The sequence below is a fragment of the Corallococcus sp. CA053C genome (genome assembly GCF_003611675.1).
Lineage (GTDB): Bacteria > Myxococcota > Myxococcia > Myxococcales > Myxococcaceae > Corallococcus.
The window spans coordinates 1-13,874 of sequence record NZ_RAWA01000255.1 but is presented as its reverse complement, the minus strand read 5'-3'; the positions used below and the strand labels follow the sequence as shown (position 1 = coordinate 13,874).

The window sequence follows — 13,874 nt, the reverse complement described above, 5'->3', positions numbered from 1 at the left end:
GAGTTCAACATCGTGGGGCGGGGGGTGCTGCCCCTGTCCGGGCTCATCCTCCAGGCGGGCGCCCAACCGCTCCCCCTGCCCGGGCCGTTGTTTCGTGGAGCACTTCGCGCGTTGGGGGTGCTGGGTGCTGGCACGTTGCCGGTGGCCCTGCTCGACTACATGCATTACTCCTGGGTCGCGGACGGAGAACGCGCGGAGTCCGCTCTGGGGTTCGTGCCCCTCCACCACGTCAGGGACGCCGCCGCGGCGATCCGAAGGAGCCAGTCATGACCAAGGGTGTCCTCGGGAATGATCCCTTCCAGCGGGGCGCAGCGCCTCGCGCCGCGGATGCACACGAGGGCGGAGCCGACCCGAAGGCCGCGAAGAAGACGGCCCCCGCGTCCAAGTCCGCCAAGGGGACGAAGGAAGGCGCGGGCAAGACCGCGAAGGCCACGGGCAAGGGAGGCAATGCCAAGGGCGCCGCGAAGGACGCCCAGCGCGCGAAGCCCCCGAAGGGCGGCAAGGGTCGGACCCCGGACGCGAAGCAGGCCGCGACGCCGCCACGCACCCCCGCCGCCGAGGTCCACAAGTTCGAATCGCGTGCGAGCTCGCGCGATGAGACGCCGGCCCCGACCGCGAAGCACGGGAACAAGTCCGCTTCGGCGTCGCATGAGGTCAGCGGGGCACCGGCCGCGAAGCACGGGAAGGACTCCGGCGCGGCCACGCGCGAGGTCAGCAGGGCACCGGCCGCGAAGCATGGGAAGGACTCCGGCGCGGTGTCGCATGACGTCAGCGGGGCACCGGCCGCGAAGCACGGGCATGCACCTTCACGCTCCCCGGCCCCGACCGCAGCGGGACACGCGAATCACGACGAAGAGGCAGCCCCGCTGCGTGAGCCGGCCACTCCTCGCGACGCGTCGCCTTCACGGCCGCGGGTGTTCGCGGACGAGGTGCACTCCACGCGGCCCGAGGAGCGCACGGTGGATCGCGCGCTGACGGAGGCGCTGGCCGCGGACGCGGCGGAAGCCGCCGCGAAGTCCGCGGTGGACGAGCTGCTCCCCGGCATTCCGGGCCACGACCGGGACATCGAGCGCGTGCTCGCGACGGAGCTCGTCGCCGAGCTGGCCGAGTCCGCGGTGCGACAGGTCCTGGACGACGGCCGCGGCACCGCCCCGGAGCGGGAGCTCGCCACCGCCATCGCCACCCAGGTCGCCGAGGCCACCGCCGGCGTCGCCGTGGACGAGGTGCTGGACCGCCACGCCAGCAGCCCCGACGAGCGCGCCCTGCCCACCGCCGAGGACGGCGATGCCCACGACCTCGACGAAGAGGGCGAGGAGGACGTGTGGACCGCCGATGCCTGGGAGCGCAACCCGAGCAACGTCACCCCGGAGCAGACCCTCGAAGACGGTGACGACCTGCCCGAGGGCGTGGAGCGCGGCGAGCAGGACGGCGTGCACATCTCCGTCTCCGTCATCGCGGGCGCGGCCCCGACCGACGTGGAGCCGGAGGTGGAGCTGCCCGACGAGTCCTTCGACGAGCTGCCGCCGAGCCGCCGCGTGCCGCTGTCCCTCGTGACCGAGGGCGAGGACGACGACCGGTCGCGCGAGGAGCGGGACGCGTCGTCCTTCAGCGGCCGGGAGGAAGCCGCCCCGCCCTCCACCTTCGCGGGCCGCGCGGCGGGCATGTTCTCGCTGGCGAAGGAGATCGCCGGACAGGCGCTCGCGAGCGAGGGCCTGGGCCGCGCCGTCGGCGCGATGCACGGCCTGGTGGAGGCCATGCGCACCAGTCTGGGCACCGGCGGCGGTAGCCGGCTGGACGACTACGGCAAGGACTCCGGGCTGGTGGAGAACCTCCAACCGGTGCTCGACTTCCTCTACGAGCAGTACTGGCGCGTGTCCGTGGAGGGCGTGGATCAGGTGCCCCGCGGCGCGGCCATCCTCGTCGCCAACCACTCCGGCGCCCTGCCCTACGACGGCCTCGTGATGTCGCAGGTGCTGCTGCGCGAGCGCCCCGACCTGCTCGAGGCGCGGTGGCTCGTGGAGGACCAGGTCTTCCACGCGCCCATGCTGGGCACCCTCTTCAACCGCCTGGGCGCCGTGCGCGCCTCGCCGGAGAACGCGCTGCGATTGCTTGACGAGCGCCGCCCGCTGGTCGTCTTCCCGGAGGGCTACCAGGGCGCGAGCAAGCCGTTCGCGGAGCGCTACCGCCTCAAGCGCTTCGGCCGCGGCGGCTTCGTGAAGCTGGCCCTGCGCACCGGCGCTCCCATCGTCCCCGTGGCCATCGTCGGCGCGGAGGAGACGTCACCGCTGCTGGGCCGCATCCCCGGGGGCTTCCTCGGGTTTCCGTCCCTGCCGCTCACGTCGCTGGGCCCGCTGCCAGCCAAGTGGACCATCCGCTTCGGCGAACCGCTGACCATGGAAGGCCTGGCCCCGGAGTCCGCGGACGACCTGGGCGAGGTGCAGCGGCTCACCGAACGGACCCGCGAGTCCATCCAGGCCATGCTCCAGGCCCTGCTGCGCGAGCGCCGCTCCGTCTTCGCGGGCTGAAGGCGCGGCAAGGCACCGGGGGCGTCAGCCGCAGACGCGGTTGCGCCCCTGGGTCTTCGCTTCGAAGAGGCGCTCGTCCGCGGCACGCACCAGCTCCGTGGCCTCGCGGTGCTGCGGCTCCAGCGTCGCCACGCCCACCGACAGGGTGACGGGGATGACCTGCTTGTCGAACTCGAAGCGCTGCCGCTCCACCAGCTTGCGCACCTTCTCCGCGAGCTGCCGCGCGCCACCCAGGGAGATCTCCGGCAGGAGCAGCGCGAACTCCTCGCCACCGTAGCGGGCGAAGACGTCCTCGCGGCGGATGCGCGTGCGCACCGTGGACGCCAGCTGCTTGAGCACCGAGTCGCCCGCGAGGTGGCCGAAGGTGTCGTTGACCTCCTTGAAGTGATCCAGGTCCAGCATCACCAGCGACAGCGTGCGCTCGTAGCGGCGGCTGCGGGAGACCTCCCGGTCCAGCTGTTCATCGAAGTAGCGGCGGTTGTAGATCTGCGTCAGGCCGTCCATCGTGGTCAGCCGGTAGATCTCGTCGTGGTACGCCGCCTCGATGTTGCCGCCCGCGATGAACTTGAAGATGGTGCGGCCAATCTTCACCAGGTCGCCGTTCTGCAGCGACCGGCCTCCCACCGCCACGTCGTCGTTGACGAACGTGCCGTTGGTGGAGCCCAGGTCCTCGATGCGCACGCCCTTGGTCGTGTTGGTGATCCGCGCGTGGTTGCGGCTCACCGCCTCCTGATCAATCTGGATGTCCGCCTTCGACGAGCGGCCAATCAGCGTCTCTTCCCGCGTCAGATCGAACTTGCGGCCCAGATCCAGGCCGTAGATGACCACCAGCGCCGCGTCCAGGTTGACGGGCCGCTCGGAGATCTTCGAGATGACGGTGACGACCGTCTCCTTCTGGCCCATGGCGTAGGTAAACGTATCACCGCGCAATTCGCGAAAGCGAATTCACAACCGCGGCGACCGCCCTTTCGGGTCGCAGGTGCACTGACACCCCAACACGTCAGGGCACCTGAACCGTGCGCACGGCCGTGACAGCCGGACGCAGCGGCAGTCCCAGCCCATCCACCAGTGAAGCCGCGAGCACCACGTCCACGCCCGAGCAGGCGACGGGCAGCGCGAACGCCACCTCGCCCGACCGCGTGGCCACGTCACCGCGCAGCACCACGTCATCGCAGCCGGGCCCACCGCCCCGGATTTCGAGCAGCACCCCGCCCTCGTCCGCGACGGTGGAGCCCACCTGGAAGCCGTCCACCCGCACGCGCAAGGGGGCGCCGCGAGGCAGCGACGCGCCCTCGGGCGGATCAATCCATGACACCTGGGGCCGGCCGTAGTGCAGCGTGGACACCGCGCGGGTCGCCTGCGCGAGCGATTCGGGCGAGAGGCCACCGGACTCGGCCAGCGTGGCGCCGCCGATGGAGCCGCCCTCGGGCGTGGTGACGGTCAGGGCCTCCACGGACAGCGACGCGCGCGAGCCTTCGGTGTCGCCCTGGAAGGTGCGGTCCTCGAAGCCGGCGGGAGGCACGGGCAGGCGCACGCCGAGGACGGCGCGGCGGTTGTCCATCCACACCGTCCAGCGTCGCCCGGCCGCGTTGGTGAAGGTCGCGCGCACGAGGGTCGCGGACGGCACCTGCGAGTCCATGCGCCACTCGCGCGGCAGCAGGCCGTGCCACGTCGCCACGTCGGGGTTGTAGCGGGCGCCCTCCGGGATGCCGGCGAAGGGGGTGGGGAACGTCACCGGCCGCGTGCCCTCCGGATCAAAGCGGGGCGCGTCCAGGTCGGCCATCACCGCGCTGGTGGCGGTGCCCGGGGTCACGTCTCCGCCCAGCGCGCCCGACGACGCGAGCGCCAGCAACCGGTAGGGCTGTCCCTCCAGGCCATGGTGGGCCGGAGCCATGCGCAGGCGCACGAGCCCCGGCGCGGTGAGGCCCGGCAGCAGGTCCGTGTTGGGATCCGACGGGTTGGCGTTGACGGCGGCCCCCAGGCCCAGCGGCACCGTGCCCCGTCCGGGCGCGGTCACCGTGCCCAGCACCACGGTGCGCTCCAGGTAGCGGTCGCGGAAGCGCGGAAGCGCGGGCACCCGCGCCACGAACGGGAAGGCCAGCGGCACCTGGCGGAAGTCATACGCCACCGGCGTGAGGCGGGGCGCTTCGCCCGCGTTGGGAGGCCGCAGCGTGAACTGCACGTCGCGCAAGAGCGCGGAGGAGAACCGCCCCGACGGCGGCAGCGCGCGCGCCAGCAGCAGCAGCGGATCCGTGCCCGGATCCATCATCCCCGCCGGCAGCTCGCCCGACGGCACCTGCGTGGTGAGGGCCCAGGCCGTGCGCGTGCCACAGGCGCCCGCGCGCATCGCCTCCTCCGGCTCCGACACGCCCACGAGGTTCTCGTCACACACCCCGGCGATGCCGGGCGCGGTGAACACGGGCTGCGGTGGAAGGCCCAACCCGCTCAGCCACACGTTGGTCGGCACCTGGAACGCGCGGCTCATGCCGCCCAGGCCCAGCACCGCCTGCCGCTCGGGGCCCAGCACCTGCACAGGAGCCGCCTCCGACAGGAGCCCCGGCACCGACAGCCCCATGAACCCCAGGGCGAGCGCGTCACCGGCCCCCACCGGGGCGAAGTTGCCGAACGTGCCGCGCACCCCACCCTCGCGGTCCGCCGGGTTGCGGCGCAGCGGCAGTCGCAGGTCGCGCGTCCCCTCCATGGAGTAGTGGGCCAGGGTGACGTAGCCGAAGTCCGGGTGGAGGACGGACACCCCCACGTCCCCCTGCGCGGCGAGCACGGCGACGCCCACCGCGTCCGTCGACGCGCTGGCCGTCGTGCGGCCCAGACCGTCCGACACCAGCACCGACGCGCCCGGCACGGGATGCCCCGTGAGCGCGTCCGTCACCAGCACCCGCAGCTGCTCCACGGCGACATGCCGGGGCAGCACGGTAACGTTCGCGCGGCAGATGACGGCGCCCAACCGGGCCTCCACCGCCGCGGCCTCCGCGCCCACCGTGGCGAGCGTGAACGTGACGGCGGGGCCCGTGCCCTCCCCCGTCACCTGCGCGGTCAGGGCCTTCCAGGTGACGCCCTCGCGCAGGACGATCGGTTGCCCGGTGTTGTCGCCCAGCCAGGCCTCGAAGCGCGCGGTGGTGCCCACGGGCGCGACGAGCCGCTCCGGCACCACGTGGCAGGACGCGGCCTTGGAGGCGGCCGGAGGAGCGCCGCAGGTGCCGTTGCGACACACTTTTCCCGGCTCACAGCCGTCGTCCCCGGTGCAGAGGGCCGGGACGCAGCGGCTGGCGTCACAGCGACAGCCCAGCGACTGGGACTCACAGGCGAGGATGGCGTGCAGCTCGCCCCGGCGCTTCACCGAACAGTCCTCGTCGGTGCGGCACGCGGCCTCGCAGCGCGACAGGGCGGTGTTGCAGAAGTACAGGGCCGGATCCGCGCAGTCCTGATCCACCGTGCACGCTTCATCCGTCGGGCCGCCCAGGAGGTTGGGCACCTCCGCGCTGTCATCCATCGCGCAGCCCAGGGCGCACGCGAAAAGACATGCGAGCACGAGGCCGGGGGGGCACCGGACCGGGAGGGGGACTGTACGCATGGGAACTCCGAGGGGGACCGGCCTTCCCACGACCTTACAGGCTGGACGCCCGTGACGCGACCCGGAGCGCACACGGCATGCACACATTCGGAAACACCGGAGGGGCCGGGGAAGAGCGAATCCGATGGGCGGGCAGGCAAGTGTCGGTTGGCATCCGGCGCCAGGGGTTCCAGAATCGCCCGACGATGGCGCGCAGTGAACCCAAGACCCTGGAGAGCCTCCTTCCCCGAGTGCTGGCGCGCCTCGCCGGAGAGTCGGGCCGCGCGATGTCGCTGATGCCCATCTGGGTGGCGGCGGCCGGAGCGAACATCGCGCGCCACAGCCGCCCGCACCAACTGGAAGGCACCACGCTCATCGTCACCGTGGAGAGCGCCGAGTGGGCCCAGGCCCTCACCCGCGAGGCCGCGTCCCTCTGCGAGCGCCTCAACGAGAGGCTGGGCCCGGGCACCGTGAAGGCCCTCGCATTCCAGCTGGAGTCGCGATGAGGGGGCGCGCGCTGGCAGGCCTCCTGCTCGCCGCGGCGTGGGCCCTGCCGGCCGCCGCGTCCGCCGCGACGCCGTCCCCGAAGGTGGCCTCCGTCACCGCCTCCGAAACGGGAGCGCCGGGCTACACGCCGGAGACGCCCCAGTCCCAGGAGGCCCGGGCCCGCGCCCACGTCGCGCGCGAGTTCGAGCGCGTGGGACGGCGCGCCCCCACGAGCGACAAGGCGCTGGAGACCGCGGCCCGGCGGCTCGCGCGCGAAGCCCTGAGTGAGTACACCACCGGCGCCCCCGACCTGCTCACGCTGACCGGGGCCGTCAGCGACTCGGGCGCCGCGGATCCGTCCCCGCGCGCGCTCGTCATCCGCGCCTGGGTGCACGCGCACGCCGTCGAGACCTTCCTCGCCCGCACGGACTTCAACGACGAGCGCGCGAGCCACTTCGGCGTGGGCGTCGCCTTCCAAGGCGAGAGGGCCGCGCTGGTGCTGCTGCTCGCGGACCGCAAGGCGGAGCTGCTTCCGTTCCCCCGCACGCTTCCCGCGACGGGGACGGAGCGCATGGTCTGCGGCCGGCTGGTGTCGCCGCTGCGCGGCCCGCAGGTCTTCATCACCCGCCCGGATGGCGAGGTGGACGGCGTCCCGCTCACCCGCGCGCCGTCAGGGACCTCCGGCTTCTGCGCCCGGCTGCCCTTCACCCGCCCCGGCGGCTACACCGTGGAGGTGGTGGCCACGGGCAACGCGGGGCCCGAGGTGGCATCGCTGTTCCTCGTGCAGGTGGGCGCGCGCTCGGAGCGCGGCGAGCGCGAGGCGACCCGCGAGCCCACGACGCTCGAAGAGGCCCGCGCCGCGGTCTACGAACGCATCAACGCCCTGCGCCGCGCACACGACCTGCCGGAGCTCACGCCGGATCCGACGCTGGAGGAGGTATCGCTGGGCTACAGCACGCGCATGGCCACCGAGGGCTTCTTCGGCCACATCGCGCCGGACGGCTCCACGCTCACGCGCCGGCTGCCGGAAGGCACGCGCTACATCCGCGCCGGAGAGAACCTGGGACAGGCGGCGGGGCCGCTCGCCGCGCACTTCGGCATCGAACACAGCCCCGGCCACCGCAAGAACCTGATGGACCCCGCGTTCCGCTTCATGGGTGTGGGCGTGGCCTTCCAGAAGGTGGACGGGCGCGACCAGGCCCTCCTCACGGAGGTCTTCACCGCGGCCTCCCCCGGCGCGGCGCTTCCCGTGGATCCGCTGTCGGATGTCTATGAGGCCCTGTCGCGGCAGCGCGCCACGCTGAAGCTGCCGCCCCTGGTGCGCAGCGAAGCGCTGGAGCGGCTGGCGCGCGACCATGCCCGCCGCGCGCTGGCGCAGGACGAGCCTTCGGCGGAAGACGGTGAACCGTCGCCCCTGCACGAGCGGGTGTTCTCGGTGCTTCCCAACGCGTCCAGGGCGACCGTGGACTTCTTCGTCGTGGGAGACCCGGGCGCCATCCCCGAGTCGCGCAGCCTCGCCACGGCCACCAACACCCGCGTGGGCGTGGGGCTGGTGCGGGGCAATTCCAAACGCTTCGGACAGGGCCAGTACTGGGTGGCTGTCATCTACGCCGCGGTCCGCTGAGCACGCGAACGCCGACCACGCCCGGAGCAAAGGACGTGGCCGGTGACAGCATCACGCGGTCCCAACACAGGACCGCGTCCGTCGTGACGCTAGACGGGACGACGCTGGGTCGCGTACGCCTCGAGCCCCATCTGCGGAGGCGCGAGGTTGGCGTACATCGGGCACTTCATGCACGTGAAGGACTGCCAGCCGCGACGCACAGCTTCATCCAGACAGTTGTCGTAATGGTTGCAGTTCAGATTTCGATGCGTCTCGACGCCTGCCCGCTTGGGGCCGGCTTCGGGATTGATGGTCTGCGGCAGATCGGATGGACACGGCTTCATGGAGCCTCCCCTATGAGCTGTTTCCCCCCCCGAGGTCTGTGAACGAGCAGTGCTACCGACGACAGGTGCGTCTGGAGCGACGACGGTCCGGAGTAGCGCTCAACGGCGGCGCAACGTAAGGATTCCCACCGGATTGCGCAACGGGCTGACGACCCTGCAGGACCAGCCCGTGGGCGCGGGATCTAGGACTTGTCAGGCCGACTGTCAAACCGACCCCCGCCCACCTCGTGGGGAATGTCGACTTCAAACCCCTCGTTCGGAAGCCGCAAGGCCGCGATGTGAAAGGAAGATTCCATGAGTTGGACCGGCTGGGTGGCGGGTTGGGTGACGGGGGTGGTGCTGGGGCAGTCCCCGGCGACGCTGGACGCCGTCCGCCTCCACCGTCCCGATGCCGCGGCGCTCGCCCAGGCGGAACTTTCCGCCTGTGAGAAGGCGAAGTGCCCCGACGCAAGCCGCCTGGGCCTGCTCGCCGGCACCCTCGTCCTCTCCGACGGAGACGCCGCCCTCGCCCGGGACCTGCTCACCCGCCACGCCGCCCCACCCCCTCTGGAGGCCTTCCATGCCTTCTACCTGGGGCAGGCGCGCTTCTACGCGGGGGACCCCGACGGAGCGGCCAGGGACTTCGAGAAGGCGCTGGAGAAGGCCTCCCCGGCCCTCGCCGTGCGCGCGCGGGCCCGCCTGGGAGAGGCCCTGCTGGAGGCCCACCGCCCCAGGGACGCGGCCCCGGTGCTGGAGTCGGCGGCTTCAGCGCAGCCCACCGCGGAGCTGCTCTTCCAGCGAGCGACGACCCGCGCGGCCCTCGGCAACGGCGCGGGCCTGCGCGCGGACCTGAAGGCCGTGGTGCTGCGCTTCCCCACCCACCCCTACGCGGACGAGGCGCTGGAGCGGTTGGCCGCGCTGAAGCCCGCGGTGAAGCTCACCCTCCCCGAACACCTCCAGCGCGCCCGGGGCTTCCTCTCGGATGGCGCGCCGGTCCGGGCCCAGGAGGAGCTGGAGACGGCGGAGAAGCGGTCGCTGGTGAAGGGCGCCCCGGCGCAGGCGCAGGTGGCGCTGCTGCGGGCCCAGGTGCTCTTCGCGCGCGGCAAGCCCGAGGAGGCGGAGAAGGCGCTCGCGGTGGCGCGCAAGGGCCCACCGGCCATCGCCGCGGAGGCCGCGCTGGTGGTGGCGCGCCGGGCGCTGCGCTCGGATGACAACGCGAAGGCGCGCGCGCTGATGGTGGCGCTGGACAAGGCGTATCCGTCCCAGGCGGCGGGCGAGGAGGGCGCGTTCTTCGCCGCGTGGCTGGACATGCAGGGCGGCCGCTTCGAGGCGGCGGCGAAGTCCTTCGCGGACTACGAGAAGCGCTACAAGAGCTCGCGCCGCCGCGACGAAGCCATGTGGTTCCGCGCGCTGGCGCACCTCCGGCTGGAGCAGTACCCGCAGGCGCGTCAGGCCCTGGACGCGATGGTGACGGCGTACCCGAAGACGAGCCTCGCGCCGCAAGCCCGCTACTGGATGGCGCGCGCCGACGAGCTGGGCGGCGGCAAGCCGGAGGCGGTGGGTCCGGCCTACGAAGCGGTCATCGCTTCAGCGCCCGCGTCGTTCTACGCGCTGCTCGCCACGGAGCGGCTGCGCGAACTGGGGCGCACGCCGCCCCCGGCCTTCCCGCAGCCTCCGAAGCAGCTCACCCTGCCCCGGCCCCCGGAGCTGGAGCTGGCGGTGGCGCTGACCCGCACGGGCCTCTTCCGCGACGCGGCGGACGAGGTGCAGTCGCGCGTGTCGGGACTGCGCACGGCGGACCAGGCGCTGCCGTTCGCGCACGCATTGCTGCAATTGGGCGAGTTCGGCCACGCGCACGGCGTGGCGGCGCGCTACCTGTGGGGCCGGGCCTTCGGCGCGAAGGCCCCGGATGCGCTGGCCGCGTTCTACCCGCGCGCGTTCGCCCAGGCGGTGGAGACGGAGGCCACGCGGCAGTCGCTGGATCCGTTCCTCGTGTGGGCCATCATGCGGCGCGAGAGCGCCTTCCGCCCGGAGGTCATGAGCGCGGCGGACGCGCGGGGGCTGATGCAGATCATCCCGCCCACGGCGACGGAGATCGCGCTGAAGATGTCGGAGCCGGCGCCCGCGCCCGCGGACCTCTTCGCCCCGGAGCGCAACATCCGCTACGGCGCGTGGTACCTGGCGCAGCTCATGAAGCGCTTCGCGCACCCGGCGCTCGCGGCGGCGGCGTACAACGCGGGGCCCAAGGCGGCGGTGCGCTGGACGCAGGAGCGCGGCAGCCTCCCGTTGGATCTCTTCGTGGAGTCCATCCCCTACCGGGAGACGCGCGGCTACGTGAAGCAGGTGCTCGCGGACCTGTACCTCTACCACCGCTTCTACGAGCAGGACGGCGCGAAGGCCCGGCTGGCGATGACGGTGCCCGCGCCCTCCGCGGACGGCGTGACGTTCTGACCTGACGCGAACACGGGACTCCGGCTCGGCGACTTCAGCCGCGCTGGGCCCTGCGGCGTTCGATCTCCTGCTCCAGCGTCCGCACGACGTCGGACAGGGGCATGCTGCTGGAGTCCACGTGCACGGCGTCGTCGGCGGCCTTCAGGGGCGCCACGGTGCGCGCGGAGTCCGCGGTGTCCCGCTGCGTCTGATCCGTGAGGACGGCCGCCAGGCTGCTGTCCACGCCCTTCTGGAACAGCTCCTCGAAGCGGCGGCGCGCGCGGACCTCCGGATCCGCCGCGAGGAAGAACTTCGCGTCCGCGTCCGGGAACACCACCGTGCCAATGTCGCGCCCTTCCAGGATGGCGCCCGCCTGCGCCTCCAGCGCGAGCCTCCGCTGGAGCGCGAGCAGCCCCGCGCGCACCACCGGCCGGCCCGACACCTGCGAGGCGCCCATGGAGATGGCCGGCGTGCGGATCTCCCCGGATACGTCCTCGCCGCTCAGGAGGACGTGGTTCTCCTCGCCCACCACCTGGAAGTGGATGCGCACGCGCCCGAGCAGCTCGCCCAGCTTCACGTCGTCGTCGAACGCGATGCCCTCGCGCGTGGCCATCAGCGCGACGCAGCGGTAGATGGCTCCGGTGTCCACCAGCGCGAAGCCCAGCCGCCGCGCGAGCAGCTTGGACACGGAGGACTTCCCGGCCCCTGCCGGCCCGTCGATGGCGACGATGAACGGACGCGGGCTCATGACAGGATCTCCTTCAGCGCGGCGACGCAGCGCTCGTTCTCGGAAGGCGTCCCCACGGAGATGCGCAGGCAGGTGGGATGGCCGTTGCCCGCCATGGGCCGGACGATGACGCCCCGGCGCAGCATCTGCTCGTACACCGCAGCCGCCGGACGGTGGCAGTCCACGAAGACGAAGTTCGCGTGGCTCTCCGTCAGCGTGACGCCCAGCTTCGGCAGCTCGCGCTCGTAGAAGCGCAGCCCCGCCTGGTTGTTCTCCCGCGTGCGGCGCACGTGCTCCGTGTCATCCAGCGCCGCCATGCCGGCCGCCTGCGCCACCACCGTGAGGTTGAAGGGCATGCGCGTGCGGTGCACGTAGCCCGCGAGCTTCGCGTCCATCACCGCGCACCCCAGCCGGATGCCGGCGAGCCCGTGGATCTTGCTGAACGTGCGCAGCGCCACGAGGTTCGGGTGCGCGCGGAACAGCTCCACCGCGCTCGCGTAGTCGGGCCAGTCCACGAACTCCGCGTAGGCCTCGTCGTGGACGACGAGCAGGTCCTTGGGCACCGCGGCCAGGAACGTCTCCAGGTCCTTGCGCCCGAACGTCGTCCCCGTGGGGTTGTCCGGGTTGGCCAGGAACACCATCCGCGTGCGCGGCGTGACGGCGCGGGCCATGGCGACGAGGTCGTAGCGGAAGCCCTCGCGCATGGGCACCTCCACGAACGGCCGGCCATGCGCCTGCGCGGAGATGCGGTACGCCGGGAACGAGCCCTGGCACAGGAGGATCTCCTCCTCCGGCGTGGTGAACGTGCGGATCAGCAGCTCGATGAGCTCGTTGGAGCCGCTGCCGAGGACGACCTCCTCCGGCTTCACGCCCAGGTGCGTGGCCAGCCTGCGCACCAGGTGGAAGCTCGTCGCGTCCGGGTACAGGTGCACGGACGCGGCGGCCTGCTTCATGGCCTCCACCGCGCGGGGCGACGGGCCCAGCGGGTTCTCGTTGGAGGCCAGCTTGATGACACCCGTGAGGCCATACTCCCGCTCGGTCTCCTCGATGGGCTTGCCCGGAACGTAGGCCTTGAGCGTCTCGACGTAGGGAGGAACGAGCGGTCGCATGGGGATTGAACCTCTTACTTGCCGGAGAACTGCCCGAGCGCGCGGAACTTGTCGTAGCGGTCGCGCACCAGCGCGTCCGGCGACAGCTCCGCCAGTTGGCCCAGGTGCTTGCGCAGCGTCTTGCCCAGCGACTCCGCCGCCTTGGCGGGATCGCGGTGCGCGCCGCCGGGAGGCTCGGGGATGACCTCGTCGATGATCTTCATCTCCAGCAGGTCCTGCGCGGTGGGGCGCATCGCGTCCGCCGCCTTGTCCGCCTTGGTGGCGTCGCGGAAGAGGATGGACGCGCAGCCCTCCGGGCTGATGACGGAATAGACGCTGTTCTGGAACATCAGCACGCGGTTGCCCACGCCAATGGCCAGCGCGCCGCCGGAGCCGCCCTCGCCCACCACGGTGGAGATGATGGGCACGCGCAGCCGGCTCATCACCTCCAGGTTCATGGCGATGGCCTCCGCCTGTCCGCGCTCCTCCGCGCCAATGCCCGGGTACGCGCCCGGCGTGTCCACGAAGGTGAGGATGGGCTTCTCCATCCGCTCGGCCAGCTCCATCAGCCGGCGCGCCTTGCGGTAGCCCTCCGGGCGCGGCATGCCGAAGTTGCGCGCCATGTTCTCCTTCGTGTTGCGCCCCTTCTGGTGCCCGATGACCATCACCGGCTTGCCGTCGAAGCGCGCGAAGCCACCGACGATGGACGGGTCCTCGCCGAAGTGCCGGTCGCCGCACATCTCGAAGAAGTCCGTGAAGAGGAACTGGACGTAGTCCAGGAAGTACGGCCGGGCGTTGTGGCGGGACAGCTGCACCACCTGCCAGCGCGTCAGGTCGCTGAAGATCTCCGTCTGGAGCTTCTTCGCCTTCTTCTCCAGTTTGGAGATCTCCGAGGAGAAGTCCACGGTGCCGCTGGTGGAGAGGACCTTCAGCTCCTCGATCTTCTTCTCCAGCTCGATGAGCGGGCGCTCGAAGTCGAGCGCGTAGCCAATGCCGGTTGCCATGGCGCCGAACTAGCACCAGGGTTGCGGCCTTTCAACGCGCAACCGGTTACGCACCCCCGGAAGTCCCTGGAATCTCCCACCCCCTCCTCCGTCTGGAGCGACATGGTCCTCGCCCTGTCC

10 protein-coding genes and 1 pseudogene are annotated in these 13,874 nt (G+C 72.0%); 5 read left to right on the top strand and 6 right to left on the bottom strand.

The genetic code is table 11. The annotated features are described in order from the left end of the window. Together D7V97_RS28000 and D7V97_RS27995 are read left to right on the top strand one after the other, a co-directional pair. Nucleotides 1–270, top strand: a pseudogene (locus D7V97_RS28000) (UDP-glucose 4-epimerase); the annotation flags it as partial. Further along, entirely contained in the window at nucleotides 267–2,525 is a 2,259-nt protein-coding gene (locus tag D7V97_RS27995) for a 1-acyl-sn-glycerol-3-phosphate acyltransferase (RefSeq protein WP_120613698.1), read from the top strand. The pseudogene D7V97_RS28000 and the gene D7V97_RS27995, both read left to right, overlap by 4 nt. 24 nt (nucleotides 2,526–2,549) lie before the next feature. On the opposite strand, the gene D7V97_RS27990 is transcribed toward D7V97_RS27995, so the two are convergent. Together D7V97_RS27990 and D7V97_RS27985 are read right to left on the bottom strand one after the other, a co-directional pair. Continuing rightward, entirely contained in the window at nucleotides 2,550–3,428 is an 879-nt protein-coding gene (locus tag D7V97_RS27990) for a GGDEF domain-containing protein (RefSeq protein WP_120613697.1), read from the bottom strand. 97 nt (nucleotides 3,429–3,525) lie between these two features. Beyond that, nucleotides 3,526–6,114: a carboxypeptidase regulatory-like domain-containing protein gene (locus tag D7V97_RS27985; RefSeq protein WP_120613696.1), complete on the bottom strand. Its 2,589-nt coding sequence runs from the start codon at nucleotides 6,112–6,114 to the stop codon at nucleotides 3,526–3,528. Between the two features lie 185 nt (nucleotides 6,115–6,299). On the opposite strand from D7V97_RS27985, the gene D7V97_RS27980 reads away from it, so the two are divergent. Both D7V97_RS27980 and D7V97_RS27975 read left to right on the top strand, forming a co-directional pair. Continuing rightward, nucleotides 6,300–6,599, top strand: a complete 300-nt coding sequence (locus tag D7V97_RS27980) for a DciA family protein (RefSeq protein WP_120613695.1) — start codon at nucleotides 6,300–6,302, stop codon at nucleotides 6,597–6,599. Further along, the gene (locus D7V97_RS27975; RefSeq protein ID WP_120613694.1) at nucleotides 6,596–8,203 is read left to right on the top strand and encodes a CAP domain-containing protein; all 1,608 of its coding nucleotides are present in this window, start codon (nucleotides 6,596–6,598) and stop codon (nucleotides 8,201–8,203) included. The genes D7V97_RS27980 and D7V97_RS27975 overlap by 4 nt, the downstream gene beginning before the upstream one ends. A gap of 89 nt (nucleotides 8,204–8,292) precedes the next feature. Here D7V97_RS27975 and D7V97_RS27970 read toward each other — a convergent pair whose 3' ends face one another. After that, a complete protein-coding gene (locus D7V97_RS27970; protein ID WP_014396719.1) occupies nucleotides 8,293–8,526 on the bottom strand; it encodes a hypothetical protein in 234 nt (77 codons plus the stop codon). A gap of 294 nt (nucleotides 8,527–8,820) precedes the next feature. Here D7V97_RS27970 and D7V97_RS27965 point away from each other — a divergent pair, with 294 nt between their 5' ends. Beyond that, nucleotides 8,821–10,956: a transglycosylase SLT domain-containing protein gene (locus D7V97_RS27965; protein WP_120613693.1), complete on the top strand. Its 2,136-nt coding sequence runs from the start codon at nucleotides 8,821–8,823 to the stop codon at nucleotides 10,954–10,956. Between the two features lie 34 nt (nucleotides 10,957–10,990). On the opposite strand, the gene cmk is transcribed toward D7V97_RS27965, so the two are convergent. Genes cmk through D7V97_RS27950 form a run of 3 tightly spaced genes read right to left on the bottom strand, consistent with a single transcriptional unit; the run spans nucleotide 10,991 to nucleotide 13,754 of the window. Then, nucleotides 10,991–11,683, bottom strand: coding sequence for a (d)CMP kinase (cmk, locus tag D7V97_RS27960; RefSeq protein WP_120613692.1), 693 nt, complete (start codon nucleotides 11,681–11,683; stop codon nucleotides 10,991–10,993). After that, nucleotides 11,680–12,771 (bottom strand): histidinol-phosphate transaminase, encoded by a 1,092-nt coding sequence (gene hisC, locus D7V97_RS27955; RefSeq protein ID WP_120613691.1) that lies wholly within the window; start codon nucleotides 12,769–12,771, stop codon nucleotides 11,680–11,682. The genes cmk and hisC overlap by 4 nt, the downstream gene beginning before the upstream one ends. A gap of 14 nt (nucleotides 12,772–12,785) precedes the next feature. Then, the gene (locus D7V97_RS27950) at nucleotides 12,786–13,754 is read right to left on the bottom strand and encodes an acetyl-CoA carboxylase carboxyltransferase subunit alpha (RefSeq protein ID WP_120613690.1); all 969 of its coding nucleotides are present in this window, start codon (nucleotides 13,752–13,754) and stop codon (nucleotides 12,786–12,788) included. Between the last annotated feature and the right edge of the window lie 120 nt (nucleotides 13,755–13,874).